Origin of the sequence: Brevundimonas sp. EYE_349 (genome assembly GCF_023147505.1) — a bacterium.
Classification (GTDB): Bacteria; Pseudomonadota; Alphaproteobacteria; order Caulobacterales; family Caulobacteraceae; genus Brevundimonas.
On record NZ_JAHXPB010000002.1, the window covers coordinates 73505 to 99380 of the forward strand.

The 25876-nt window shown below is 66.0% G+C and carries 20 protein-coding genes and 1 pseudogene; 6 read left to right on the plus strand and 15 right to left on the minus strand.

Translation table 11 applies throughout. The features are described 5' to 3' along the window. Nucleotides 1-3: 3 nt before the first annotated feature. Nucleotides 4-216, minus strand: a complete 213-nt coding sequence (locus KZX42_RS04110; protein ID WP_248118077.1) for a hypothetical protein — start codon at nucleotides 214-216, stop codon at nucleotides 4-6. A 23-nt stretch (nucleotides 217-239) separates the two neighbouring features. Here KZX42_RS04110 and KZX42_RS04115 point away from each other — a divergent pair. Beyond that, nucleotides 240-765, plus strand: a pseudogene (locus KZX42_RS04115) (IS6 family transposase); the annotation flags it as partial. Between the two features lie 77 nt (nucleotides 766-842). Here KZX42_RS04115 and KZX42_RS04120 read toward each other — a convergent pair. Genes KZX42_RS04120 through KZX42_RS04130 form a run of 3 tightly spaced genes read right to left on the minus strand, consistent with a single transcriptional unit; the run spans nucleotide 843 to nucleotide 3826 of the window. Continuing rightward, nucleotides 843-1835, minus strand: coding sequence for a nitronate monooxygenase family protein (locus KZX42_RS04120; protein ID WP_248117382.1), 993 nt, complete (start codon nucleotides 1833-1835; stop codon nucleotides 843-845). Nucleotides 1836-1869: 34 nt separating this feature from the next. Continuing rightward, complete coding sequence (locus KZX42_RS04125; protein WP_248117384.1) at nucleotides 1870-3042, minus strand: acetyl-CoA C-acetyltransferase; 1173 nt, start codon at nucleotides 3040-3042, stop codon at nucleotides 1870-1872. 22 nt (nucleotides 3043-3064) lie between these two features. Then, a complete protein-coding gene (locus KZX42_RS04130; RefSeq protein ID WP_248117386.1) occupies nucleotides 3065-3826 on the minus strand; it encodes an SDR family NAD(P)-dependent oxidoreductase in 762 nt (253 codons plus the stop codon). Between the two features lie 405 nt (nucleotides 3827-4231). Here KZX42_RS04130 and KZX42_RS04135 point away from each other — a divergent pair, with 405 nt between their 5' ends. Genes KZX42_RS04135 through KZX42_RS04155 form a run of 5 tightly spaced genes read left to right on the plus strand, consistent with a single transcriptional unit; the run spans nucleotide 4232 to nucleotide 10199 of the window. Continuing rightward, nucleotides 4232-5770, plus strand: coding sequence for an acyl-CoA synthetase (locus KZX42_RS04135; protein WP_248117388.1), 1539 nt, complete (start codon nucleotides 4232-4234; stop codon nucleotides 5768-5770). Next, complete coding sequence (locus tag KZX42_RS04140; protein ID WP_248117390.1) at nucleotides 5767-6954, plus strand: acyl-CoA dehydrogenase family protein; 1188 nt, start codon at nucleotides 5767-5769, stop codon at nucleotides 6952-6954. Before KZX42_RS04135 ends, KZX42_RS04140 begins: the two co-directional genes overlap by 4 nt. After that, nucleotides 6951-8021 (plus strand): phosphotransferase family protein, encoded by a 1071-nt coding sequence (locus tag KZX42_RS04145; RefSeq protein WP_248117392.1) that lies wholly within the window; start codon nucleotides 6951-6953, stop codon nucleotides 8019-8021. Before KZX42_RS04140 ends, KZX42_RS04145 begins: the two co-directional genes overlap by 4 nt. Further along, complete coding sequence (locus tag KZX42_RS04150) at nucleotides 8018-8860, plus strand: enoyl-CoA hydratase-related protein (protein ID WP_248117394.1); 843 nt, start codon at nucleotides 8018-8020, stop codon at nucleotides 8858-8860. Before KZX42_RS04145 ends, KZX42_RS04150 begins: the two co-directional genes overlap by 4 nt. Before the next feature lie 37 nt (nucleotides 8861-8897). After that, entirely contained in the window at nucleotides 8898-10199 is a 1302-nt protein-coding gene (locus KZX42_RS04155; RefSeq protein WP_248117396.1) for an MFS transporter, read from the plus strand. A gap of 118 nt (nucleotides 10200-10317) precedes the next feature. On the opposite strand, the gene KZX42_RS04160 is transcribed toward KZX42_RS04155, so the two are convergent. The 11 genes from KZX42_RS04160 to KZX42_RS04210 all read right to left on the minus strand — a co-directional run bounded on the left by KZX42_RS04160 (nucleotide 10318) and on the right by KZX42_RS04210 (nucleotide 25839). Next, a complete protein-coding gene (locus KZX42_RS04160; RefSeq protein ID WP_248117398.1) occupies nucleotides 10318-12552 on the minus strand; it encodes a TonB-dependent receptor in 2235 nt (744 codons plus the stop codon). 139 nt (nucleotides 12553-12691) lie between these two features. Then, nucleotides 12692-13588, minus strand: a complete 897-nt coding sequence (locus tag KZX42_RS04165) for an AraC family transcriptional regulator (RefSeq protein WP_248117400.1) — start codon at nucleotides 13586-13588, stop codon at nucleotides 12692-12694. 321 nt (nucleotides 13589-13909) lie between these two features. Beyond that, a complete protein-coding gene (locus KZX42_RS04170; protein WP_248117402.1) occupies nucleotides 13910-15109 on the minus strand; it encodes an FAD-dependent oxidoreductase in 1200 nt (399 codons plus the stop codon). Between the two features lie 4 nt (nucleotides 15110-15113). Next, nucleotides 15114-15428, minus strand: a complete 315-nt coding sequence (locus KZX42_RS04175; RefSeq protein WP_248117404.1) for a 2Fe-2S iron-sulfur cluster-binding protein — start codon at nucleotides 15426-15428, stop codon at nucleotides 15114-15116. Between the two features lie 170 nt (nucleotides 15429-15598). Then, nucleotides 15599-16702, minus strand: coding sequence for an NAD(P)-dependent alcohol dehydrogenase (locus KZX42_RS04180; RefSeq protein ID WP_248117406.1), 1104 nt, complete (start codon nucleotides 16700-16702; stop codon nucleotides 15599-15601). Nucleotides 16703-16743: 41 nt separating this feature from the next. Further along, nucleotides 16744-18216: an aldehyde dehydrogenase family protein gene (locus KZX42_RS04185; protein ID WP_248117408.1), complete on the minus strand. Its 1473-nt coding sequence runs from the start codon at nucleotides 18214-18216 to the stop codon at nucleotides 16744-16746. Beyond that, the gene (locus KZX42_RS04190; RefSeq protein ID WP_248117410.1) at nucleotides 18213-19085 is read right to left on the minus strand and encodes an AraC family transcriptional regulator; all 873 of its coding nucleotides are present in this window, start codon (nucleotides 19083-19085) and stop codon (nucleotides 18213-18215) included. The genes KZX42_RS04185 and KZX42_RS04190 overlap by 4 nt, the downstream gene beginning before the upstream one ends. Before the next feature lie 10 nt (nucleotides 19086-19095). Further along, nucleotides 19096-20343, minus strand: coding sequence for a cytochrome P450 (locus KZX42_RS04195; protein WP_248117412.1), 1248 nt, complete (start codon nucleotides 20341-20343; stop codon nucleotides 19096-19098). Continuing rightward, complete coding sequence (locus KZX42_RS04200) at nucleotides 20343-22541, minus strand: TonB-dependent receptor (protein ID WP_248117415.1); 2199 nt, start codon at nucleotides 22539-22541, stop codon at nucleotides 20343-20345. Before KZX42_RS04200 ends, KZX42_RS04195 begins: the two co-directional genes overlap by 1 nt. A gap of 407 nt (nucleotides 22542-22948) precedes the next feature. Continuing rightward, on the minus strand, nucleotides 22949-24832 hold the full coding sequence (locus KZX42_RS04205; protein ID WP_248117417.1) for a TRAP transporter large permease subunit: 1884 nt from the start codon (nucleotides 24830-24832) through the stop codon (nucleotides 22949-22951). After that, nucleotides 24829-25839 carry a TRAP transporter substrate-binding protein gene (locus tag KZX42_RS04210; protein ID WP_248117419.1) on the minus strand — a complete coding sequence of 337 codons (1011 nt, stop codon included), beginning with the start codon at nucleotides 25837-25839 and terminating at the stop codon, nucleotides 24829-24831. The genes KZX42_RS04205 and KZX42_RS04210 overlap by 4 nt, the downstream gene beginning before the upstream one ends. Nucleotides 25840-25876 lie beyond the last annotated feature (37 nt).

A 25876-nucleotide genomic window follows, 5' to 3' on the forward strand; every position in this document is an offset into this window, starting at 1 on the left:
GGCCTAGAAGCGCTCTGACGACCCGAAAATCGAAGCGCGCGATGCGGCGCTCGTTAGATCAGCCCTCGGCCGGGGATTGGCGCCGCCCGCGTTGTAGAAGCGAAGCACGTTGTCCAGGTCGCCGAACAGGCCGGTGTGCATGTAGGGCGCGGTCTTTCGCACGCCGAGCAGGCTGGGCGTGCGGAACGCGCCGACGTCCTGCGACCGGCCTGTCACTTGGTAACGTCCGAGATCTTTCAATCCACGCCCATAGAAGTGAAGGCCAAGGTTGTGGAACTTCTGGTCGGTTTCCGGCGGATGTGATCCGTCATGCGGTGTGGGCGCACTTTCGGTCCAGCCTCAGTTTTCGCGACGTCGAGGAGATGATGGCCGGCGCAGGATCGACGTCAGCTATGAGACGATCCGGTGCTGGACGATCACGTTCGGACCGCTGATCGCGCGGTGATTGAAGAAGCGGAGATGGGCTTCGACGGCGCTGTCTGGACGAGGTCTTCTGCTGAACCGGTGGCAAACAGATGTATCTGTGGCGGGCCTTGGACGACGAGGGCGAGGCCGTGGACGTCGCCGTCCAGCAAAAACGCGACATGGACGCAGCAGTGAGGCTCCTGAAGCGGCTTTTACACAGTCAGCCTGTCGAGCCTGAATCTATCACTACCAACGAGTCTCACTACGCACGCCGCCGTTTACAACACCTGCAACATTCAACGCCATCTTATCAGCAGACGCACTCTCCAAGCCTTCCGTGACGATGCGGCCGCCGCATGGCCACGGCTTTCGTCTGATGGGGGGCTGTTAGCGGGCTTTTCAACTTGGCGATCTCAACTTGACGATGCCTTGGTAGGTCATGCGGCGTGGTCCTGAATGAGCAATCCAGCCAGACGGCGGGCGATGATGGACTCGGCGTCGGCGATCATGGTCGCCAGCAGGGCCTCACAGGTCGGGATGTCGTGGATCAGACCCTGGACCTGGCCGGCCCAGATCAGACCCCGGTCCAGATCGCCGGTCTCCAGCGCCTCCCGCCCTAGCGCGCCGGAGACAAGCGGACGGACATCCTCGAAGACAGCGCCGGGGCTGCGAGATCGGGCGACGACCTCGTCCGAAACGCTGTTCCTGGCGACGCGGCCTGTGTTGTGAAACTGACGAAAGATGAGATTGGTCGCGCGCTCGTCATTGGCCACGATGAACTGTTTGATCTTGTCGTGGATCGGCGCCTCGACCGTGGCGCAGAAGCGGGTGCCCATATTGACCCCCTCGGCGCCCAGCGCCAGGGCGGCCGCCAGTCCGCGTCCATCGGCGATGCCGCCCGAGGCGATGACCGGGATAGAGACCTTGTCCACGGCCGCAGGGATCAGGACCAGGCCCGGGATGTCGTCCTCGCCGGGGTGGCCGGCGCACTCGAAACCGTCGATGGAGATGACGTCGACACCCATGCGCTCTGCCGAGACGGCATGGCGCACGGCTGTGCATTTGTGCAGCACGGTGACGCCGTGCGATTTGAAGTCCTCGACATGCGCCTGCGGCTTGTGGCCGGCGGTTTCGACGATGGTGATGCCGCTTTCGATGATCGCCTTGCGGTACTCGGCATAGGGCGGCGGACTGACCGAGGGCAGGATGGTCAGGTTCACGCCGAACGGCTTGTTCGTCATCGTGCGGCAGCGATCGATCTCGCGGCGAAGCGCATCGGGCGAGCCCGGCGTCAGGCCGGTAATGAGGCCCAGACCGCCGGCGTTGGAGACGGCGGCGGCCAGTTCGGCGCGGCCCACCCACATCATTCCGCCCTGCACCACCGGATGCTGGATGCCGAGCAATTCGGTCAGACGGGTCCGAATGGCCATTACACGTCGCCTCCCTGCACACGACCGCCGATCATCACAACGCTTCCACGATCGTCACATTGGCGACGCCGCCGCCCTCGCACATGGTCTGAAGGCCGTATCGCTTGCCCCGCGCGCGCAGGGCGTGGACCAGGGTCGCCATCAGCTTCGTGCCTGACGCGCCAAGCGGATGGCCCAGGGCGATGGCCCCGCCATTGACGTTCAGTCGGTCTGGGTCGGCGTCCAGCGCTTGAAGCCACGCCAGAGGTACGGGCGCGAACGCCTCGTTGACCTCATAGAGGTCGATATCCTGGATGCGCATCCCGGCTCGCTTCAAGGCGCGCTGGGTGGCGGGAATGGGTTCTTCGAGCATGATGACCGGATCGCCGGCGGTGACGGCGAAGCTGTGGATGCGACCGATCGGCGTCAGGCCGTAACGCTTCAGCGCCGCTTCCGAGACGATCAGCATGCCCGAGGCGCCGTCGCAGATCTGGCTGGCGTTGGCGGCCGTGACCACCCCGCCTTCGACCAAGGTCTTCACCGAGCCAATGCTGTCCATGGTCGCATCGTAGCGAACGCCCTCGTCCTTGGTGTGCATCGCGGGGCCGTCGGGCGTCTGGATTTCCAGCGGCACGATCTCGGCGTCGAAGGCGCCGGCCTCTGTGGCGGCGGCGGCCCGGCGATGGCTTTGCAGGGCGTAAGCGTCCAGCGCTTCGCGGTCGAAGGCGTATTTGCGGGCGATCATCTCGGCCCCTTCGAACTGGCTGAAGACGTCGCGACCGTATTTGGCCTTCAGCCTGGCGCTCAACGGCCCTTCGCCGACGCCCTTCTCCTCGTGGAACGACAGGTTGGTGAACATCGGCACGCGGCTCATGCTCTCCACCCCCGCCGCGACGACCACATCCTGCGAGCCGCTGAGGATGGCCTGCGCGGCGAACTGAACGGCCTGCTGGGACGAACCGCACTGACGGTCGATGGTCACGGCGGGAACCGATTCGGGCAGGCGCGAGGCCAGCACCGCATTGCGGCCGAAGGCGAACGACTGCTCGCCCGCCTGGGTCACGCAGCCCATGATGACGTCCTCGATCGCCGCCGGATCGACGCCCGAACGGTCGACGAGCGCATTGAGGATTTCCGCACCAAGGTCGGCGGGATGCCAACCGGAGACGCGACCGTTGCGACGGCCGCCGGCCGTGCGCAAGCTTTCGACGATATAGGCTTCAGCCATGGACCTTGTCCTTTCCAGCGGTTCAGCGCGGCGCCATGCGGATGGCGCCGTCGAGACGAATGGTCTCGCCGTTGAGCATGGGGTTGGTGACGATGGCCTCGACCAGTTGAGCGTATTCGTCGGGGTCGCCCAGACGGGCGGGGAACGGCACCTGCTGGCCGAGCGAGTCCTGGGCTTCCTGCGGCAGGGTGGCGAGCAGCGGCGTCAGGAACAGGCCGGGCGCAATGGTCGTCACCCGAATGCCGTAGCGGGCGAACTCGCGCGCGACGGGCAGCGTCATGCCGGCGATCGCCGCCTTGGACGCCGCATAGGCGGCCTGGCCGATCTGGCCGTCGAACGCCGCGACGCTGGCGGTGTTGACGATTACGCCACGCTCCTCGCCGACCGGCTCCGCGTCATGCAGACGCTCGGCGAACTTGGACAGGACGTTGAAGCTGCCGATCAGGTTGACGGTGATGATCTTGACGAAATCCGCCAGCGGAATGGCCTTGCCGTCGCGGCCGATGACCTTGGCGGGCGGGCCGATCCCGGCGCAGTTCACCAGGATGCGGGCCTTGCCATACACGCCTTCGGCCTCGGCCAGGGCGTCGGCGACCGCGGTTTCGTCGGCGACGTCCACGACCGCGAAACGTCCTCCGATCCGATCAGCCGTCTCCGCCGACAGATCGGGATTGCGGTCCAGGATCGTGACCTTGGCTCCGGCCTTGGCGAGACGGGCGGCGGTTGCGCCGCCCAGACCCGAGGCGCCCCCTGTGACGATGGCGGCGTGTCCGGCGATGTTCATGGGGGTGGTCCTTCTCGGCAGGTGACGGCGGGCGCGGGGCGTCCGGATAAAGGGTTCGACTTGGAAAGAATGGGCGGCGCAGCGCGCAGCGTACGAACGGCTAGAAGGCGCGCCCGGCGGTCGTTTTCGGGCGTCTGTGGCCGGGGTTCGATCGGGTCGCGCAGGGACGGGATTGGGGCCGCATTCTCATTCCTCCAGGGGGATCGCCGCATTTCAGCGTTGTCGTTGAGTGTCAGGCTACGTCCGATCCCGGTCGAAGGCTTTGCCCCGGCTTGCTGCAAGATTTGACGATTCTTGCGGCGCCCTTGCTTCGCGGCTCCGACTGCGGCTCGCATCACCCCAACAAGATTATCGAGCAGCCCGGATGCGTTCGGCGCGAGACTCGTTCGTAGGAGGATTCAATTCATGGCGGAGGCCACACACCCGCTGGGTCATGCCCGGCGCGTCCCCGACAAGGCCGCCTGCATACTCGCCGAGACAGACGAGGTCATGACCTATGCCGAGATGGAGGCCTCGGCCAACCAGGGCGCCCGGCTGATGCGAGACCTGGGCCTGAAGCGCGGCGACGTGGTCGCGGTCATCCTGGAAAACGGGTTCGAGACGTTTCGGATCGCCTGGGCCGCGCAGCGGATCGGCGTCTTCCTGACCAGCCTGTCGACCAAGAGCAGCGTCGGCGATCTGGCCTACATTCTGCGCGATTCGGATGCGCGTCTTGTCATCGCCTCTGACGCTCTTGCGGGGGAACTTAAGCAGGCGACGGAGGGGCTGGATGTCGCCGCCTATTCCATCACCGGTCAAGGCGGACTGAGGGCCTGGAGCGACGCCCGATCCGCATTTTCCGCCGATCCTCTGGAAGACCCTCAGCCCGGAACGGACATGCTCTATTCGTCCGGCACCACCGGCCGCCCCAAGGGGGTGCGTCCGACGCTGCCCGACGGTCCCTTGGACGCGCCTACGCCCTTGATGACCATGGGCCGCGACCTCTACGGCATGAACGCCGACACCCTCTATCTCTCGACCTCGCCGCTCTATCATGCGGCGCCGTTGCGGTGGGCCATGACGGTGCATCGGTTCGGCGGGACGGTTGTCATCATGAGCCGGTTCGACGCCGAACAGGCCCTGGCCCTGATCGAAAAGCACCGCATCACGGCCAGCACCTGGGTTCCCACCCATTTCGTCCGGCTGCTGAAACTGCCCGATGCTGTCCGCGCGCGTTACGACACCTCCAGCATGACGGCGGCCGTTCATGCGGCGGCGCCCTGCCCCGTGCCGGTCAAACAGGCGATGATCGACTGGTGGGGCCCCATCGTCCACGAATACTATTCCGGCACCGAGACCTGCGGCATCACCGCCCTGTCCGCCCAGGAATGGCTGGCCAAGCCGGGGTCGGTCGGACGCGCCGTCCTGGGCAGGGTGCGGATCCTCGACGACGCCTATCGCGAGCAATCTGTCGGCGCGGTGGGCGAGGTCTATTTCTCGGACGGTCCGGCGTTCGCCTATCACAACGATCCAGACAAGACGGCGAAGGCCCATAGCCCCCAGGGCTGGGCGACGCTGGGCGACATCGGCCGGCTGGACGAGGACGGCTATCTGTTTTTGACCGACCGCAAGGGCTTCATGATCATTTCGGGCGGGGTGAACATCTACCCGCAGGAGATCGAGAACCTGCTGATCGTTCATCCGGCCGTCGCCGACGTCGCCGTCATCGGCGCGCCGGACGACGAAATGGGCGAACGGGTCGTCGCCGTGGTTCAGCCCACGGATTGGGCCGATGCCGGACCAGCCCTGGCCGAAGCTCTGACCCGGATCGCCCGGGAACAGCTTGGCGGGGTCAAGACCCCGCGCCAGATCGATTTTCGCCGGTCCCTGCCGCGCGAACCCACGGGCAAGCTGCTCAAACGCCTGATCCGTGAAGACTATTACGCAAAGGATGTCGCGTCTTGACCCTGATTTCGGATGAAGCGCGCGGCATCGCCGCCCGCGTCGAAACCTTCGTTCGCGACGTCGTCGCGCCCTTCGAGGCCGACCCCCGATGCTCGGCCCACGGCCCTTCCGATGCACTGGTCGACGAACTGCGCGCCCTGGCCAGGCAGGCGGGCGTGCTCACCCCTCACATCCGCTCCGACGGCTCGCACCTGACTCAGCGAGAAACCGCTGTCGTGCTGCGGGCGTCTGGCCTGTCGCCGCTTGGCCCGGTCGCCGTCAACGTCGCCGCGCCCGACGAGGGCAATATGTTCCTGATCGGCAAGGTCGGCTCTCCAGAGATCAAGGCGCGCTTTCTGAGGCCGCTGATCGCGGGCCAGGCCCGCTCGGCCTTCTTCATGACCGAACCCGCCGAGGACGGCGGGGCCGGCTCCGACCCCTCGATGATGAAGACAACCTGTCGGCTGGATGGCAATCACTGGGTCATCAACGGCCGGAAGGCCTTCATCACCGGGGCCGGCGGCGCCGATGTCGGCATCGTCATGGCCAAGTCCGAGGACGGCGCCTGCATGTTCCTGGTCGATCTGCCGGACCCGGCGATAAGGATCGAGCGCATTCTTGATACCCTCGACACCTCCATGCCGGGCGGCCACGCCGTAGTGATGATCGACAACCTGCGGGTCCCTGCCGATCAGATGCTGGGCCACAGCGGCGAGGGGTTCAAATATGCCCAGGTCCGGCTGGCGCCGGCGCGTCTGTCGCATTGCATGCGCTGGCTGGGAGCCTGCACGCGCGCCCATGAGATCGCGACAGCCTACGCCGTCAGGCGGCATGCCTTCGGCAAGCCCCTGATCGACCACGAGGGCGTCGGCTTCATGCTGGCCGAAAACCAGATCGCCCTGAAGCAGGCCGAACTGATGATCGACTGGTGCGCCGGCGTGCTGGACACCGGCGTGCTTGGCACCGTCGAAAGCTCCATGGCCAAGGTGGCGGTGTCGGAGGGCCTCTACGCCGTCGCGGATCGTTGCGTTCAGGTCATGGGCGGAACCGGCGTGACCGATGATACGATCGTGGCCCAGGTCTATAAGGAGTTGCGCGCCTTCCGCATCTACGACGGGCCGACCGAGGTCCACAAATGGAGCCTGGCCAAGGCCATCAAGAGGCAAGCCCGCGCTCAGGCCGAGGCTGAAGGAGCCGCCGCATGACCGAGGCCGAAAACCCCAACGCGGGCTTCACCGAAGTCGGAGACCGCCACCGTTTCGACGAGAGCGCCCTCGCCGGCTGGATGGCGCAGACCATTCCCGACTTCGAAGGCCCCTTGACTGTGCACCAGTTCAAGGGCGGCCAGTCCAATCCGACCTATCGATTGTCGACGCCGCGTCGCAACTATGTCCTGCGCCGCAAGCCGCCAGGCCAGTTGGCGGACGGCGCCCACGCCATCGACCGCGAGGCCCGCATCCTGACGGCGCTGGCCACGGTCGACTTTCCGGTCCCCCATGTGCATGGGCTGTGCGAGGATCCGGCCATCATCGGCACGGCCTTCTATGTGATGGATCTGGTCGAGGGGCGCATCTTCTGGGACGCCACCCTTCCCGACGTCCCGGCCGCCGAGCGGCCCGCCTATTTCGACGCCATGGCCGAGACTCTGGCCCGCCTTCACGACATCGACTATCGCGCCATCGGTCTGGAAGACTACGGCCGCCCGGACGGTTATGTGGCGCGTCAGGTCAGGCGCTGGACGCGGCAGTATCAGGCCGATCTGCCCGAAGCGGGCGAGGAAAAGAACCTTGAAGCCCTGATCGACTGGTTGCCCGCGCATATGCCGGCGGACGGCGCGCCATCCATCGTCCATGGCGATTTCCGCATCGACAACATGATCTTCCATCCCACCGAACCGCGCATCGTCGCGGTGCTGGATTGGGAGTTGTCCACCATCGGCCAGCCCATCGCCGACTTCGCCTACAATATGATGATGTACCGCATACCGCCGACCATGCTGACGGGTCTGGTGGGTGCGGACCTGGAGGCGCTGAATCTGCCGACCGAGGCGGACTATGTGGATCGCTATCGGCGCGCGCGCGGTCTGGAATCGGCGCCGGATCTGGACTTCTACGTCGCCTTCAACCTGTTCCGGCTGGCGGCGATCTTCCATGGCATCAAGGCGCGGATCGCTCGCGGCACCGCGTCTTCGGCCCATGCGCAGGACATGATCGCCACCCTGCCCGTCTTCTCCGCCATCGCCGTCCAGCAAGCCCAAGGGGCCCGCCCATGACCGCCGCCCCGACCGAGGCGCCGCCTCTGCTGGTCGAACGGGACGGGCCCATCGTTCGGCTCGTTTTCAATCGTCCCAAGGCGGGCAACGCCATCGATGTCCCGATGGCCAAGGCGCTGATGGAGGCCGCGATCGCCTGCGACGAGGATCCCGCCGTCCGCTGCGTGGTCCTGACTGGCGCCGGGCGGATGTTTTGCGTCGGCGGGGACGTCAAGCTGTTCTCCTCGGCCGGCGAGCGCATTCCGCATCTGCTGAAGGAACTGACCAGCTACCTGCACTCGGCCATCTCGCGCCTGGCGCGGATGCAGAAGCCGCTGGTCACCGTCGTCAACGGACCGGCGGCCGGGGCCGGGTTCAGTCTGGCGCTGCTGGGGGATGTCGCCCTGGCCTCGCGCGAGGCCAGCTTCACCCTGGCCTACGGCAAGTTGGGACTGTCGCCCGATGGCGGATCGACCTGGCTGCTGCCCCGTCTGATCGGCCTGCGCCGGGCGCAGGAGCTGATGCTCACCGATCCCACCCTGACCGCCACGCAGGCGGCGGACCTGGGGCTGGTGACGCGGTTGTGCGATCCCGACGAGTCGGGCCAGGCGCCGGCCGGCCCGACGACGCTCTCGGCCCAGGCCGCCATTCTGACCGACACCCTGTCGCGCGGCGGCGTCCAGGCCTGGGGTCGCACGCGGGAGCTTCTGCTGAACGCCTATGGCGCATCGCTCGAGAGCCACCTCGAGGCCGAGGCCCGCGCCATCGCAAATGCCGGACGCGGCGCAGAGAGTCGCGAGGGGATCGCCGCCTTCGTCGAGCGCAGACCGGCGAACTTCATCGCCGCAGCCGACGCTTAAAAAGCAGCCCAAAGGGCGCACATCACGGGGAAACACCATGACGGACGACACCATCGGCGAACGGCCAGCCGATCCTGCCCCGCGACGCACCGCATACCACTACTATGTCGTGGCGGTCCTGGTGCTGATCTATGCGGTGAACTTTCTCGACCGCCAGATCATGGCCATTCTGGTGGCGCCGATCGGCAAGGACCTGCATCTCTCGGACACCCAACTGGGCATGCTGAGCGGCGTCGCCTTCGCCCTGTTCTACGCCACGCTGGGCCTGCCCATCGCGCGTCTGGCCGATCGCTACAATCGGGTGCGGATCATCGCCGTCTCCTGCGCGATCTGGAGCGGCTTCACCGTGTGTTGCGGTCTGGCGGGCAACTTCCTGCAACTGGCCGCCGCCCGGATCGGGGTCGGCATAGGCGAGGCCGGCGGATCGCCGCCGAGCTACAGCATCATCGCCGACTATTTCCCCCCGCAGGATCGCGGCTACGCCATGTCCCTCTATTCGCTGGGCATCCCCCTGGGCATCACGCTGGGGACCGCGTTCGGCGCCCTCGTGGCCAATACCTATGGCTGGCGCGTCGCCTTCTTCGCGGCCGGGGCGCCCGGGATCGTTCTGGCCGTGCTTCTTGTGACCACGGTGCGCGAGCCGCTGCGGGGCGGTCTGGACCGGCTGAAACAGGCGTCGATCACATCGTCGCTGCCGACCGCGCTTCGCGCCTTCTTCTCCAATCCGGTGCTGCGGTCCACGGCCTTGTCAGCCGGCCTTTCGGCCTTCTGCGGCTATGGGGCCACGGCCTGGGCGCCAGCCTATCTGATCCGCACCCTGGGCATGACCCTGCCCGAGGTCGCCCTGTGGTACAGTCTGGTCAACGGCGTCGCCATGGCGACGGGCATCTTCCTCAGCGGCTGGGTCGCCGACCGGTGGGCGCGCACCAATCCCGGCGCCTATGCGCTGATGCCCGCCATCGGTCTGCTGATCACCTTGCCCTTCTTCATCGGCTTCCTGACAGCGCATAGCTGGACCTTGGCCCTGCTGCTCTTCGTCGTCCCCGGCCTGACCTTCAGCATGTATCTGGCCCCTGCGCTTTCGGTGATCCAGAACGCTGTCCATCCCAGCGAACGCAGCACTTCGGGCGCCATCCTGCTGCTGATGATCAATCTGATCGGCCTGAGCGGCGGTCCGTTCCTGGTCGGGTGGGTCAGCGACGCCCTGGCTCCGCGTTTCGGCGCCGAGTCGCTTCGTTTCGGACTCGCGGCGCTGATCCCGGCCATCCTGCTGGCGGTCGTCGTCCTGTTCAGAGGCGCGGTGCTGTTGCGCCGACGCGCGGCCGCGGCTCAGGCCTGAAGCGCGCCAAGCCGCTCCTTTCAAGACTCGCTCCAACGACAACAAAGGGCCGCCGGATCGCTCCGGCGGCCTGAAGGCGTTGAGACTTCGCCCGGGAAGACGAATCGCTCGGCGAGAACTAGAACTTCACCTCCAGCGACACGCCGAAGAGACGGCCGGGGTTGTCGAACAGGAAGGTCGAGATGCTGGCGATCCGCGACGCATAGGTCAGATAGTCCTGGTCGAACAGATTGGTGGCGTAGAGGGACAGGGTGTAACCGGCCGCCTGACCACCGCTCAGATTGATCTGGGCGTCCACCGTCGTATAGGCCTTCTGCATGAACAGCGGATCGTTGACGCTGGAGACCAGACGCTCCGATCCGTAGGCCACATTGGCCTGCAGTCGAACATTGTCGAACAGATCGCCGGGCGAACCGATCGGGAAGGTGTAGGACGGCATGAAGCTGGCCGTCCATTCCGGCGCGAACGAGAAGGGCGTGCCGCTCAGGTCGACGCCATTGACGACATAGTTGGTGTATTTGGCGTCCAGATAGCCGACCGATCCCCGAAGCTGCAGGCCGTCCATCGGCTTGACGACGGTCTCCAGCTCGACGCCGCGGGTGCGGGCGCCGGCGATGTTGCGCGTGACCATGATGAAGCCGGTGCCGGTGGACTCGGTCTGGCTGCGCTGCAGATCCTCGAACTTGGTGTCGTAGATCGCCAGGTTCACCAGCCAGCGTCGGTCGTAGAATTCGGTCTTGGCGCCGACTTCCCAGGAGGTCGAGGTCTCGGGCCCGTATCCGCCCACCGACTGGGCCAGCGATCCGACCAGACCGATGAAGCCGCCGCCGCGATAGCCTTCGGAATAACGGCCATAAACCATCTTGGTGTCGTCGATCTGATAGTTCAGACCGGCCTCGATCGAGAAGTTGTCGTCCTTGCGGCTCTGGGTGTTGTCCATGGCCGGCGTCGCCGCCCCCGGCGCCCGCAGGGAGAAGTTGTGCTCGGTCTCGTCCCAGGACTTGCGCGCCCCGAACGAGGCCGTCAGCCGGTCGGTGACGTCATAGTCGAGGTGGGTGAACAGCGCATAGCTGGTCCGCACCGTTTGGCTGGCCTGGTTGGACACGGAAACCCCCGCCGCCGGGCTGAAGCGCGTGTACTGCGGCTGGGTCTGGTCGGAGGTGCTGTGATTGTAATAGGCGGCGACCAGCCAGGCGAGACGCCCGCCCAGGTCCAGACCTCCGTTCTCTTCCGACGACAGCCGGAGTTCCTGGGAGAAGGACTTCACCCGGAAGATCTGATCGTTGACGTGGAAGACCGGAACCGGCGTGATGTCCAGATCCGCGTCATTCAGCAGCGAATACCGGCGATAGCCGCTGATCGCGCTGAGCTTGGCGCCGTTCAGGCTCCATTCGGCGTCAGCGGTGATGTTGTGGTCCCGCGCCCGAGGCCGATCATTGTAGTCGATGTTCATCACCCGGCGCTTGTCCAGGTCCGTGGTGCAATACCCCCAGTTCGCGCATGGGAAGGCGGTGGCCGGCGTGGCGACGCGCCCGACGGACTGGGTGGGATGGCGCGCCGAATAATCGGCGGTCACATACAGGTTGAAGTCCGGCGTCGGCTCGAACACCACGGCGCCCCGCACGGTCCAGGTATCCTCGGCGCCCCCGTCCTCCCCGCCCGGGAAGCGGTTCTCGATATAGCCGTCGCGTTTGCGATAATAGCCGTACAGCTTGCCGGCCAGCACGTCATGAAGGATGGGGAAGGTCGTCAGCGCCTGGGTCTGAACCAGGTTGTAACTGCCGTATTCCGCCTGAATCTTGGTGCTGGGATCGGCGCCCGGCTTGGGACGGATGCGTTGCAGCAGAAGCGCGCCGGCGCTGGCGTTCTTGCCCAGCAGGGTGGATTGCGGACCACGCAACACCTCGACCCGGTCGGTGTCGAACAGTTCGGCCAGGGCGCCGGACACCGTGGGTTGGTAGACGCCATCGACATAGAGGGCCACACCCGGCTCGGTCGCGACCTCGGTGCCGACCACGCCAAAGCCCCGCAGGAAGATCAGCGGGGTGCCGCTGGCGGTCGGGTTCTGCGAAATCTGCAGATTGGGAACCGTGCTGGACAGGGCGCGAACGTCCGGCGCGTGCAGATCCTGGATCATCTGGGCGTTGACCACGGAAACCGCGATCGGCGTCTCCTGCACCGACTCGTCGCGCAGTCGCGAACCGGTGACGACGATTTCGTCGACGACCGTCGCTTCCTCGCCCTGCTGGGGCTGGGCGGTCGGCTGTGGGCTGGTCTGCGCCCATGCCGCGCCTGTCGCGCAAGTCAGGGCCAGCGCGCTGGCCGCCGTGAGAATATGTTTCTTGAGCTTCATTCTATGTCCTCCCTTGATTGTTTTGTTTGATTTGGCACGCGCACGGGTTCGCATTCCGGGGCGGGTGGGCCTCGGGGCGATCTCGTTCACGGTTCTGACGACGGGCCGCCGGCGGCGGCTGATCCTGACGTGGCGCGCGCTACGCCATCTTCGCCCCCTGGCGCCGGGCGCGGAAACTCGTCGGGGTCTCGCCCAGGTGCGTCTTGAAGGCCCGGTTGAAGTGGCTCTGGCTGGTGAAACCCAGCAGATCCGCGATGACCTTCATGGAGGTGTCGGATTCGGCCAGCATGCGCTGCGCCCGATCAAGTCGCGCCTTCAGAACATACTGGTGCGGGCTGGTTCCCGTGGCCTTCTTGAAGACGCGGCAGAAATGCGATGGCGTCAGGCCGGACCGGGCGGCCATCTCCTCGACGCTGTATTCCGCCTCCGGATGCTCGCTGACCGCATTCATGATGTGATGGATGCGATAGGAGGAGAAGGCCGAGGTCGGCAGGGCGCTGGCCGGCGCCGTCGCCGCGCCGCGCAGCATGTGCGCCTTCAGCGCGTCGATCAGGGCCGAGACATAGGCGTCGCGGGCGCCGGACGCCGGCTGATACAGTTCGGTCGAAATCTGCCGCGCCAGGGCGCTGCCCAAGGGATCGGCGAAGGCGAAGCGGAAGTTGGCGAACTGGTCCAGGACCGACGCCGCTTCCAGCCCGTGAGAATCGACCGACAAGGTGATGCAGTCCAGTTCGCCGTCCACCAGCCACCGCGTGGGCATGGTGGCCGGCACGATGGTCGCGGCGCCCGGGAAGGACGTCGCCTCGCTCCAGCCGTCCCTCACCCACGTGCGCACGTCGGCCTTACCGGCCAGCTGAACCACGAAAAGGGGATCGGGAAGGGCCGGAAGCGCATAGCTGCCCAGGAACTGGCGCCAACGGCTGAACCGCCACCGGCCATCGCTTGAGGCGACGCTGATCTCGGGCCCGCGGCGCAGGGTGTCCTTGATGATCGCTTCCGCGCTCCCAGACCGCTCCTGCAGCAGCGCGCCCTGCATCAGACGCCCCCGTCGCAGACGATGGCGCGCGGCGTGCCGGGCGCATCGAGGACGCTAGAGAACGGCGACGGCGCCCGGACCGCCTGCGCGGACGGTCGGGTTTGACGGAACTCGCGATTCGACTGGCCTTGCGCCCGCATCCTGCTTCCCTCTCCATCGGCGGCTGAACCGCTCTTATGAACCCTCATTATGCGCACGATACGCAACATAGGCATTGCCGAATCTGGGTGCGGCTTTTGTCGTTTTTTGCTTTTGGGCCGCGCCGCGCCGATCAACGGGTTTCAGGCATGGCGAACGCTGGCGCTGTCGCGCGCCATCGGTTCAGTCGGACAGGGCCTCGACGCCTGCCCCGCCGGCGACGAGGGCCCGACCGCGCATGAAGGCCTTGGCGGCGTTGACGGCGTCCACGGCGATGATCCGCCCGCCGCGAAGATAGGTCACGGAGAAGCTGCGTGAAGCCGGGTCTCCGCGAACGATTTCCTGATCGAACCCGCCAGACAGGCCGACCGTCTGAAGCTTGAGATCGTACTGGTTCGACCAGAACCAGGGCAAGGCGTCATGATCACGCCCCTGGCCTGTCAGTTCGCGCGCCACCGTCGCCGCCTGCTCCGACACGCTGGGAACGGATTCGATCCGCGTCCGCTCGCCCCCGGCGTAGGCGTTGATCTGGTTGGCGCAGTCGCCAATGGCGAATACGTCCGACAGACTGGTCCGGCAACGCAGGTCGACATCGACGCCATTGGTCGCCGTCGCCCCCGCCCTTTCCAGGGCCGCGACATTGGGCGTTATGCCAACGCCCACGATCACCAGGTCCGCCGCCAATTTCTCGCCGCCCGTCAGAACGACATGAGAAATCCGCGCGTCGCCCTCCAGACGATCGACGCCCTGACCCAGGCGGATATCCACGCCGTGCGTCCGATGCTCCGCTTCGAAGAAGGCCGACAGGGCCGGTCCAGCGACGCGCGACAGCAGTCGCGTCTGGGCTTCGACGAGCGTGACGGCCTTGCCCAGTTTCCTCAGCACGGCGGCGGCTTCCAACCCGATATAGCCGCCGCCGACGATGACGACCCGGTCGACCCTCGGCAGTTCGCCCAGGATCGCGTCGATATCCGCGCGGCTGCGGACGGCGTGGACGCCCGCCAAATTCGCTCCGTCACAGGTCAGCCTGCGAGGCGAACCGCCGGCCGCCCAGACCAGCACCCCGTAGGACAGGCTGTCGCCCGAGGCCGTCCGCGCGGTCTTGGCCAGGGGGTCCAACCCAACCACGGTTTCGCCGCTGACGAGCGTCACCGCCTTGTCCTGCCAATAGGCCGCGGGGCGCAGATGCAGCCGGTCGAACGTCTTCTCCGATGCGAAATACTCCTTGGACAGCGGCGGTCGTTCATAGGGAAGCTCGACCTCATCGCCGACGATGGTGATCGATCCTTCGAACCCCAGTTGACGCAGTGAGATGGCGGTCTGGGCGCCGCCCTGGCCGCCGCCGACGATCAGAACGTCCTGATGAGACGGGACCACGGCCATCGGCTCACTCCTCGGGCGCGATACGGACAACCAGGCCGTCGCTGTCGTCGGTGACGGCCAGTTGGCAGGACAGGCGCGAGTTCGGCTGACGATGCAGGCTGCATTCCAGCATATCGGCCTCGTCGCCCTCCATGGGCGCAAGGGTTTCGCCGCCGGCCTCGACAAAGACGTGACAGGTCGCGCACGAACATGAGCCGCCGCACAGGGCCACGACTTCGTCGATACCGGCGTTGCGGATCGTCTCCATCACGGAGGCGCCGACGGCGGCGGCGATCGGCACGGCGTCGCCCCCACGAAGAATGACGGTCACGGTCGGCATCAGCGACGCTCCCGCCGAGAGGCGCCGCAAGCAGGCCGGGGTTGGGTGAAGGTGAAGGACATGGTCAGGCTTTCGAAAACAAGAGCCCGCCGATCGCCCGGCCCAAAGGCGGCGATCGGCGGAAGTTTCTCCGGGGAGGAGCGGAGGTCCGGCGGCGGCGACGCCGTGGATCAGGGAATGAGGACGGCCTTGACGCATTCACCTCGGTGCTGCGCCTCGACGGCGGCGTTGATTTCGGACAGCGGCCAGGTCTTCGTCAGCTTCTCGATGGGAAACCGTCCCTGGCGATGCAGATCGACCAGTTGGGGAATGAAGCCGTCCAGGTCGCTGTCGCCCTCGATGATGCCCTGGATGCGATGGCCGTAGGTGATCAGCCCGGCCAGGTTGACCGACAGGCTGCTCTCCGGCTTGGGCGGCACGCCGACCAGGCCCAGGACCCCGTGGCTCGAAAGACTGGCCAGCGCGGCCTCGACCACCGGCTCTCGCCCGCTGGTCTCGAAGGCGAAATCCACGCCGTCCGGCAGAATGGCGCGAATGGCGGCCGCCACGTCGCCGACCGCCGGATCGATGACGTGCGTCGCGCCCAGTTCCAGCGCCATCTCGCGACGCGCCGCGATGGGCTCGACCAGGATAATGACGCCGCAGCCCTGGACGACCGCACCCATGACGGCCGACAGCCCGACCGGACCGCCGCCGAAGACGGCCAGGGTGGACTCCGCCGGACAGGCCAGAGACCGCATTATCCCGCCCGCCCCCGTCTGGAACCCGCATCCGAGCGGGCCCAATATCTCCAGCGGCGCGTCGGGGTCTTCGATCTTGATCACATTACGCTCGAACGCCAGGGCGTGGCTGGCGAAGGACGACTGACCGAAGAAGTTTGCTGAAATGGGCGCGCCGTCGATGCTGATCCCCGTCGATCCATCCTTGCGCGCGCCGGCATAGTTCAACGCCGGGAATTCACGGCAGTAGGACGGCAGATCGTCGTTGCAGCGCGAACAATGGCCGCAGCTGGCGAAGCTGAGAACCACCCGATCGCCGGGCGCGACCTTGGTCACTTCGGCGCCGACAGCCTCGACGATTCCCGCGCCTTCATGACCCAGGACGGCGGGCAGGGCGACGGGGATGAAGCCGTCGCGCGTGATGAGGTCGGTGTGACACAGGCCGACGCCGGTGATGCGGACCAGCACCTCATCGGCGCGCGGGGCTTCGATATCGACGGTCTCGACCGAAAAATCGGCATGAGGCTTACGGGCGACGGCGGCGGTGATCTGCATGGTGGCGATCCTGATAACGCAGAGAACTGAGGCGTGAACGACTAGGGCAGGGCCATGACGACGGACTTGGACTCGAGATAGGCGTCGAGCACATCCGGCCCGTTCTCGCGTCCGATGCCCGAGCGTTTCATGCCGCCGAAGGGGAAGGCCGGGTCGGCGGCCAGGATGCAGTTCACGAAGACGGTGCCGGCCTCCAGCTCGGCGGCCGCGCGATGCGCTGCGCCCAGGTCGCGCGTCCAGACGTGAGCCGCCAGGCCGTAATCGCTGTCGTTGGCCATGGCGATGGCCTGATCGAACTCGTCGAACGGCGTCACCGCCAGGACGGGGCCGAACACCTCCTCGCGGGCGATCTCGGCATCGGTCGGCACGTCGCGCAACACGGTCGGCGGATAGAAGTGGCCCCGATCCGGCACCACCGGCGTCGGTCCGTGCCGCGCGATTCCGGCGGCGAGCGCCCGGTCGACATATCCCGAGACGCGCTCATGCTGACGCGCGCTGATCAACGGGCCAAGCTGGGCCTGGCGATCCGAACTCGCCCCGATCGGCAGGGCGGCGGCCGTCGCGGCGAGACCATCCAGAACGGCTTCGTAGATCGAGCGATGGGCGTAAAGCCGTGTCCCGGCGTAGCAGACCTGGCCGGAGTTGAAGAAGCAGCCGAAGGCGGCCTCGGGGATGGCCTTGGCCAGGTCGGCGTCCTGACACAGGATCGACGGGGATTTGCCGCCCAGTTCCAGGGTGACGCGCTTCAGATCGGGAACGGACGCCGCCAGCACGGACTGACCCGTTCGCGTCGATCCCGTGAACGCCACCTTGGCGATCTTCGGATGAGACGCCAGCCGGGCGCCGACCTCTGCGCCGCCCGTCACCACGGACAGCACGCCGGCCGGAAGCCCCGCCTGAATCGCCAGTTCAGCCAACCGAAGCGCCGACAGGCTGGTCTCGGGCGCGGGCTTCAGCACGACCGTGCAACCCGCCGCCAGGGCGGGCGCGATCTTCCACATCGACAGGACAAGCGGGAAGTTCCATGGCGTGATCGCCGCCACCACCCCCACCGGCTCGCGGCGCGTATAGACGTGATGGCCGCCCGGCGTGGCCGCCAGCCCCCCTGCCCGCCCCTGGATCTTGCTGGGCCACCCCGCATAGGCGCGAAGCCAGCCGACCGTCGCCGGAATATCAATCGTTTCGGCCATCGAAATGGGCTTGCCGGCGTCCAGCGCTTCAAGCGCGGCCAAGCGCGGCAGGTCGGCTTCGATGGCGTCGGCGAACCTGTGCAGCAGGGCCTCGCGCTGCAGCGGAATCAGGTCGCGCCAGGCCGGCGACTTAAGAGCGGTCAGAGCGCCATCGACCACAGCATCGACATCGGCCGCCGACGCATCGGGGATTTCAGCGAACACCTCGGCGCGCGACGGGTCTTCGTCGCCGAAGGCGTTGACCACGGAAAGCGGATCGCCGCCGGCCCGAAGCGTCAGCTCCGGCAGTATCAGATCGTCGAAACCTTGGATGCTGGCCATCATGCGGCCTCCTTGCCGCGCCGGCGAAAATCGCTCGGCGTCTCGTGGAAATATTGGCGATAGGTCCGCGTGAAATGGCTCTGACTCTTGAAGCCCAGACTGTCCGAAATCTGCGCCACCGGCAGTTCGGACTGGGCGAGCAGATGCCGCGCGCGGTCCAGTTTGGTCCGCATCACGAACTGGTGCGGCGTGGAGCCCGTCGCCTTGCGGAAGACGCGGCAGAAGTGGGAGGGGGTCAGGCCCGCGGCCGCTGCGAGCGATTCCAGCCCGTGGTCAGCCTCGGGGTGCTCCTTGATCTGGGCCATGACGGTGTGCAGCCGGAACGACGAAGACTGGGTGCTAGGGATCTCGGGGCCGCTGGACAGGCTGGTTCCACGCAGCACATGCGCGGTCAGGGCGTTGACCAGGGTTCCGACATAGGCGTCCCGTTCCGTGCTGGCCGGGGTGTACAGCTCGGACAGCACCTGGCGCGTCAGCGCCGTGCCCAAGGGATCGGAGAAGGCGAACCTGAGCTGGCTGAACCGCGAGGAGTTGGGCGTCGCGTCGATCAGGTGGGGCGCGAAGCTCAGCGTCACCACGTCAAGCTCGCCATCGACCAGCCAACGCGAGGCCATGCCAGGCGGAAGGATGGTGGAATCCCCCGGCATGGAGCCGGCTTCCGTCCACCCGTCCCGCCACCAGGTCTTCACCTGGGACTTGCCGCCGATGTGAACGACGAAGGTCGGCGCCGGCAGGGGCGGCAAGGCGTAGCTGCCCACGAAATGCCGCCAGCGCGAAAGGCGCCAACCGTCTTCCTTGCCGCCCAGCGCCACATCCGGCGCCTCGCAAAGGGTGTCGCTGATGATCGCTTCGTTGGTCCAGTCGTCCGCCATGGTCGCTTCCTCAAGCCGGGACGAGCCTGGTGTCCAGGTTCTTCAGTCCGTTGATGAAGTTCGATCTGAAACGGCGCGGGGGCGCAACGACTTCCAAGCGGGCGACCCTTTTCGCCAGCAGCCGGAACGCCACGCGCAACTGCATCTCGGCCAGGCGCGACCCCACGCAGACGTGCTGTCCCGCGCCGAAACCGACGTGAACGACGCCCTTGCGGGTGACGTCGAACAGGTCCGGGTTCTGGAACACGGCCTCGTCCCGGTTGCCCGACGCATAGAACAGCACGACCTTGTCGCCCTTTCGGATCGTCTGGCCGCCGATGACGGCGTCCTGGGTCGCGGTGCGGCGCATGTGGATCACCGGACTGGCGTGACGCACCATCTCCGCCGTCGCGGTCTTCAAAAGATCGGGGTCGGCGCGCAGCCGATCCCACTGGGACGGGTCATTCGACAGGGCCACGATGGTGTGGCTCAGAGAGTTTCGAGTCGTTTCATTGCCGCCGACCAGCACCAGGATCAGATTGCCGACGAAATCGCGAAACTGGGTCGGCTGTCCATCGATCTCGGCATTGGCCAGCAGGCTGGCGATATCCGGCCCCGGCTCGGCGCGGCGACGCTCGAACAGATCCTGACTGAAGGCGAAGAACTCGCCCATGATCGCGCCCATGGCCTCGGGCGACTGACGGAACTCCGGGTCGTCCTCGCCGACGAAGGCGTTTGTCCAGCGATAGAGATCCTTCCAGCTTTCCGACGGCACGCCGAGCAGTTCGGCCAGGGTCAGCAGCGGAAGGGGGGCCGACAGCAAGGGCACCAGATCCACGACCTCGCCCATCGGGATCTGATCCAGCAGGCCAGACACCCGTTCCTCGATCCGGGTCTCGATGTCGCCCAGCCGCACAGGCGACAGCGCCGGCATGATCACCTTGCGATACTGGGTATGGACGGGCGGATCGATCGAGATGAAGGGGATGCCCACGGCGGAGTCGCCCGCGCCGGTCAACCCGACCTCGTTCTCGTTGAAGATGCGGTGCCCGCCGTTGGCGTAGGCCGACGAGAACAGCAGCGGCTGTTTCGACACCTCCACGATGTCCGCATGGCGCGTCACCGCCCAGAAGCCGGCGCCGTCGGTCTCGGGGTTCCAGTAGACAGGGGCTTCGCGGCGCAGCGTCGCGAAGACGCCATAGGGCATCCGATCGACATAGAGGTCCGGGTTCTTCAGGTCCGGGCCGTCGATGAGGGTTTGGCTGGCGAGGACGGTCATCAGAAGGCCTTCGAAATCGCGAACCCATAGGTGCGCGGCGCCGCTGGAACGAGGAAGTTGAACGGGAAACCCGCCCCCCGTAGGTCCAGACCGTAGGAATAGGTCTTTTCCTCGAAGGCGTTGTTGACGAAGGCGCGGACGGTCAGGTCATCGCGGGTCCAAGCCAGCGAGGCGTTCACCTTGGCGTAGGCGTCCTGCCGCAGCTCGGAGTTGACCTGCCCGGTTCCCGTCGCATTCTTCTCATTGAACGGCGAGAAATACTGTCGGCTGAAATAGCTGACCGTGGGCGACAGCACGAGGTCGCCGCCCGCCGGACGGGCGATGGTCCAGTCGAAACCGAGCTGAGCCGTCACCTTCGGCGCGAAGGGCAGGTCATTGCCGGACAGATCGACCCCCTGCAGCGTCAGGTCCTTGTAGGTCGCATCCAGATAGCCGAACGACCCGTTCAGCCGGAAATCGGGGGTCGCCCGGAAACCGAACTCGACTTCGCCGCCATAGACCTCGGATTTCGGCGCATTGACCAGGAAGGACACAGGGCCGGCGCGCGTGTCCTGCACCTGCTGGTTCGAATAATCGTAGTAGAAGATGGCCGACGACAGGGTCAGCCGGTCGTCGATGAAGCGACCCTTGAGGCCGGCCTCATAGGCGTTCACCTGTTCCGGCTGGATATAGGTGATGCCGATCGAGGAGGTGTAGCCGCCGCCGTTGAAGGCTCCCGAGCGATAGCCCCGGCTATAGCTGGCATAGGCGAGAACGCCGCTGTCGAACGTATAGGCCAGGGCCAGTCGGCCCGTCACCGCGTCGGAATCGCCGTCGATGTTGTAACGCGCCGCCGGATTGTAGGCGCAGGTGCCGGCCGGGGTCGGGCACGGGACCGTCGAGGCGATGGGCGTCGAGGTCCCGCCGACATTGCCTGCGAAAAGATGGGCGAAGCCGTCGCGATATTCGGCGTCATCCTGCGTGTAGCGCACCCCGGCGGTCAGCGTCAGCTTGGGCGTCAGGACGAAATCGGATTGGGCGAACACCGCCCAGGATTTGCGCTCCTGAGCATAATGCTGGAAGAAGCCGCCATTGACCCCTGGCGCCAGGGCGCTGCCGATGTTGAAAAGGTTGTCGGTGGTGATCTTGTCGGCGCCGTAGAAGCCGCCGAAGACCGCGTGGATCTTGTCCGTGTCGTAGTTCAGCCGCAGTTCCTGGCTGAACTGATCGAAGTCGGATCGCCAGTTGATGTCCAGAATGTCGAGCGGCGAACCGTCCGCGGCCTGTTGCAGGTTCTGCTTGCCGCCATCCTTGGACGTGATCGACGTGATCGTGACGGTCGGGCTGAGTTCGGCCGCGACATTCAGCGCGACGCCCCAGGCGTCGGTCTTGTTGTCGCCGACCCGGTTCTCGTTGATCTCGAAGAAGCCTGTCCCGCTGTTCGGACCGAACAGGCCATGGATGCCGGCCTGGGCGCCCCGATCGCGGCCGGCGTAGGCGCGCAGATTGACATCGACCGGCCCGTCGTTCGGCTTCCACCGAAGCGACAGTCGCCCCTGAAGCGTGTCGGTCGAGTTCGCCGCCCGGCCATTCGGGGCCAGGTTCTTCAGCCAGCCGTCGCCCTTCACATAGTTGACCGCCGCGCGCACGCCGAACTGATTTTCGACCGGCGTGAACTCGATGGCGCCCTGGCCGCTGACGGTGTTGAAGTTGGCGTATCCCGCCTCGACCCGGCCTTCGGTTCCGGACAGGTCCGGCCGCATGGTGATGAAGTTGATGGCGCCGCCGGTGGTGTTGCGCCCGAACAGCGTGCCCTGCGGCCCTCGCAGCACCTCGACCCGATCCAGATCGAACAGGCCCATGCCCTGGCTGGTGCGCGAGGCGATATAGACGTCGTCGATATAGACCCCGACCGGCGAGGCCTGGTTGGCGTTGTATTCGTTCGCGACCGAAATCCCCCGCAGCGAGAAGTTCGGCTGGGTCGAGCCATAGGGGCTGGACACCTGAAGGTTCGGAACCGCCGTCGCCAGATTGGCCGAGTTGGTGATGCCCTTGTTCGCCAGGGTTTCGGTGTTCAGGGCCGAAACCGCCAGCGGAACATCGAGCAGCGCCTGGCTGCGTCTTTGCGCCGTCACGACGATATCGTCGACCGAAGACGCGCTCTGGGGCGGAGCAGACGGCGCGGACTGCGCCAGCGCCGCGCCCGCGACCGAACTCATCAAGGCGGCCAACAAGACGCACCTGTGCCGTTTAACGCCCATGCCATTATCCTCCCTAAGGATCAGAGGCCGTGTTTCGACCCGTTTTTATTGACCCTGACGCTAGGGGGGATTTCAGTCGCTGGCTTTGCCTAGGCTTGCCTCACAATTTGACGATTATTGCGGACCACCACCCGCCGAAATCGACCATTTCGGTGGGCTTGATGGGTCTTAAATCTGATTTCCAGGAACGCCGCTTGGGCGCCAACGCCCTGCCCCTGTTACTGGCCAACGGCGCTGTCGCCTGAGCTTTCACCAAGTTGGACAAGCTGCAGCCCACCCCGATCAAGCTTAGAACACTCATCCGACAGCATTCCGACGTGAGCTACGGAACAGTCCTGGGACACCGTAGCTCACATCGGTTATTGCTATTTGGTCGGCAGGAAGCCCGTCGAAATCCAGGGGACCGCGGCCACGACGATCAGGCCGATGACCAGGGCGCCGAGGTAGGGCCAGATTTTCTTCAGGCCGGCGTCGGGATCGACCTTGGCGATGGCGCAGGCGGAGTAGTAGCCGACGCCGAAGGGCGGGGCGAAGAGGCCGATGCCCATGGCGAGGATGACGACCATGGCGTAGTGGACGTCGTGGATTTCCATCGCTCGCGCCACGGGGAACAGCAGCGGTCCGAACAGGACGATGGCGGGAATGCCCTCCAGAATGCTGCCCAGCACGATGAACATGACGATCGACATGGCCAGGAAGCCGAAGGCGCCGCCGGGAAGGTTCGACATCATGTGCGTCAGGTCGGCCGAGAAGCCCGAGGTGGTCAGCGACCAGGCCATGGAGCTGGCCGCGCCGATGATCAGCAGAATGGCGCCGGACAGGGCGGCGGTGCTGGCCAGCATCGGGATGATCCGGCGATAGTCGAACTTGCGGTAGATGAAGAGGCCCGCGATCACCGCATAGGCGATGGCCAGGGTCGAGACCTCGGTCGCCGTCGCCACGCCTTCCGCCACGAAGAAGCGGATGGCCACCGGCAGCAGCAGGGCCGGCACGGAGATCAGGAAGGCGCGCCAGATCATCTTGCGGTTCGGCCGCACGACCTTGCTCATGTCCTCCTTGCGCGCCCGCATCCAGGAGATGACGCCCAGGGCGATGGCCAGGACGAAGGCCGGCAACAGGCCGCCGACGAACAGCGAGGCGATCGACACTCCGGCGACCGACCCGATCGCGATCAGGACGATCGACGGCGGAATGGTCTCTGACATGGCGCCTGAGGCGGACAGCAGGGAGATCATCTCGCCCTCGTCGCCGCCGCGCTTCTTCATTTCGGGGAACAGGATCGGCGCGACGGCGGCCATGTCGGCGGCCTTTGAACCGGAGATGCCGGACACCAGATACATCGCGCCCAGCAGCACGTAGTTCAGACCCCCCCGCACATGGCCCAGCAGCGAGGCCAGGAAGCCGACCATCGCGGCGGCCATGCCCGTCATCTCGATCAGCGCGCCCAGGAAGACGAACAGCGGCACGGCCAGCAGGATCAGCGAACTCATTCCCTCGTCCATCCGGCTGGTCATGACCAGCATCGGGACGTCCGTCATCGTCAGCAGATAGGCGGCCGTCGCCAGCGCGAAGGCGAAGGCGATCGGCACGCCCAGGACCACGCCGCCCAGCAGGACGACGACGAAGAACAGGATCAGGCTGATGTGACCCAGGCCGATCAGCAAGGGAGACAGCGCCCAAAGACCCAGAGCGGCCACCGCCAATATTCCGCCCGTGACGCCGATGGCTTTCAGCGAATGCCGCGGCAACTGCGTCAGGGCCACGATCAGCATCAGGCCGATACCGACCGGCAGGGCGGCGGCGCGCACGCCCAGCGACCAGTTCAGCGCCGGCGTCGTGATCATCGATTCTTCATAGGCGTAGAAGATCGCGTGCGGCAGCATCAGCGCCAGGACCAGCGCAGGTCCCATGACGGCCAAGGCCTCCAGGATCGGTCGCACCCTGGGAGAGGATCGGGTCACGATGGTCGTCAACCGCATATGCTGGCCACGTTGAAGGGCCAGCACAGACCCCAGCATCCCCATCCAGATGAAGAGGGTGGACGCCAGTTCGTCGGCCCAGACGATCGGACTATGCAGGAAGAAGCGGAAGATCACGCTGGTCAGCAACAGCACGATCTCGACCAGCACGATGATGGCGGCCGGGATGGCGACGGCCTGTTCGAAATAATGGGCGAACCGGCCGCGAGGATGAACGGGCGGGGTCACGCCCTCGGCGATGACGGCGTTTTCGACTGCGGCCGTGCTCATGCCAGACCTCCCACATAGTTCTCCAGAACACGCCAGGACGTCTCGCCCAACTGTTCACGCCAATGGGCGTAGAAGCCCTTGTCACGCAGGTGCTGGCGGAAGACCTGGGTGTCGGGACGATTGAGGATCAGGCCCTCGTCCTGCATCTTCTTGGGCAGGGTCTCGGCCAGGACCGCCAGGTCTTCGCGCTGCAGGTCGGCGGCGGCGGAGAACTCGGCCTGGACCAGATCGCGAAGATCGCCGGGCAGCTTGTTCAGCGCCTCTTCGTTCTGCAGCAACCAGAAGCCGTCCCACATATGGTTGGTCAGGGCGCAGTAATGCTGGACCTCGTACAGCTTGCCCGTATCGACCACCGCCAGCGGATTTTCCTGGCCTTCGACGACCCGCGTCTGCAGGGCCGAATAGACCTCGCTGAAGTTGATGGAGGTCGGGGCCGCGCCGAAGGAGCGGAACATCGAGGTCCACAGCGAGCCCAACGGCACGCGGATCTTCATCCCCGCCAGGTCGGCCGGAGAGTTGATGGGTCGGCTGCTGGTGGTGATCTGCCTGAAGCCGCTTTCGAAGACCTTGGGCGTGGCGATCAGGTGGCGAGCGGCCAGGGCCTGTTTGATCTCGGCGCCCAGGGAGCCGTCCATGGCGTTGAACAGCTGCTGGCGGTTCTGGAAGGCGAAGCCGATGCCGCTGAGCGCCGTCTGGGGCACCAGGATCGACATGATGAGGCCCGAGATCGACAGCATCTGGATGGCGCCGGCGCGAACCTGGGCCAGCATATCGGCGTCTGTGCCCAGTTGCGAACTGGGATAGACCTCGATGAACAGCCGATGGCCGGACCGTTCGTAGATCCTGCCGGCCGCCTCCTTCATGCGCGCGCTGAGCGGATGGGTGATCGGCAGGTTCGTGCCCAATCGCCAAACGATGTCGGCGTCCGGCCCCTTGCCGCAGGCGCTGAGCGCAACGGGTGCGACCAGCCCTCCTGCCAGCAGCGTGCGGCGACTTAAGGTGTTCATGGCCTCTTCCTGTCCTCTTCCTCGGGTGATCCGGCTC

Bases quoted from the DNA above. Each gene is read 5' to 3' on its own strand.
- KZX42_RS04120 (WP_248117382.1), bottom strand. From the start codon at position 1,835: ATGGCCATTCGGACCCGTCTGACCGAATTGCTCGGCATCCAGCATCCG.
- KZX42_RS04125 (WP_248117384.1), bottom strand. From the start codon at position 3,042: ATGGCTGAAGCCTATATCGTCGAAAGCTTGCGCACGGCCGGCGGCCGT.
- KZX42_RS04130 (WP_248117386.1), bottom strand. From the start codon at position 3,826: ATGAACATCGCCGGACACGCCGCCATCGTCACAGGGGGCGCCTCGGGT.
- KZX42_RS04135 (WP_248117388.1), top strand. From the start codon at position 4,232: ATGGCGGAGGCCACACACCCGCTGGGTCATGCCCGGCGCGTCCCCGAC.
- KZX42_RS04145 (WP_248117392.1), top strand. From the start codon at position 6,951: ATGACCGAGGCCGAAAACCCCAACGCGGGCTTCACCGAAGTCGGAGAC.
- KZX42_RS04150 (WP_248117394.1), top strand. From the start codon at position 8,018: ATGACCGCCGCCCCGACCGAGGCGCCGCCTCTGCTGGTCGAACGGGAC.
- KZX42_RS04155 (WP_248117396.1), top strand. From the start codon at position 8,898: ATGACGGACGACACCATCGGCGAACGGCCAGCCGATCCTGCCCCGCGA.
- KZX42_RS04160 (WP_248117398.1), bottom strand. From the start codon at position 12,552: ATGAAGCTCAAGAAACATATTCTCACGGCGGCCAGCGCGCTGGCCCTG.
- KZX42_RS04165 (WP_248117400.1), bottom strand. From the start codon at position 13,588: ATGCAGGGCGCGCTGCTGCAGGAGCGGTCTGGGAGCGCGGAAGCGATC.
- KZX42_RS04170 (WP_248117402.1), bottom strand. From the start codon at position 15,109: ATGGCCGTGGTCCCGTCTCATCAGGACGTTCTGATCGTCGGCGGCGGC.
- KZX42_RS04175 (WP_248117404.1), bottom strand. From the start codon at position 15,428: ATGCCGACCGTGACCGTCATTCTTCGTGGGGGCGACGCCGTGCCGATC.
- KZX42_RS04180 (WP_248117406.1), bottom strand. From the start codon at position 16,702: ATGCAGATCACCGCCGCCGTCGCCCGTAAGCCTCATGCCGATTTTTCG.
- KZX42_RS04185 (WP_248117408.1), bottom strand. From the start codon at position 18,216: ATGATGGCCAGCATCCAAGGTTTCGACGATCTGATACTGCCGGAGCTG.
- KZX42_RS04190 (WP_248117410.1), bottom strand. From the start codon at position 19,085: ATGGCGGACGACTGGACCAACGAAGCGATCATCAGCGACACCCTTTGC.
- KZX42_RS04195 (WP_248117412.1), bottom strand. From the start codon at position 20,343: ATGACCGTCCTCGCCAGCCAAACCCTCATCGACGGCCCGGACCTGAAG.
- KZX42_RS04200 (WP_248117415.1), bottom strand. From the start codon at position 22,541: ATGAGTTCGGTCGCGGGCGCGGCGCTGGCGCAGTCCGCGCCGTCTGCT.
- KZX42_RS04205 (WP_248117417.1), bottom strand. From the start codon at position 24,832: ATGAGCACGGCCGCAGTCGAAAACGCCGTCATCGCCGAGGGCGTGACC.
- KZX42_RS04210 (WP_248117419.1), bottom strand. From the start codon at position 25,839: ATGAACACCTTAAGTCGCCGCACGCTGCTGGCAGGAGGGCTGGTCGCA.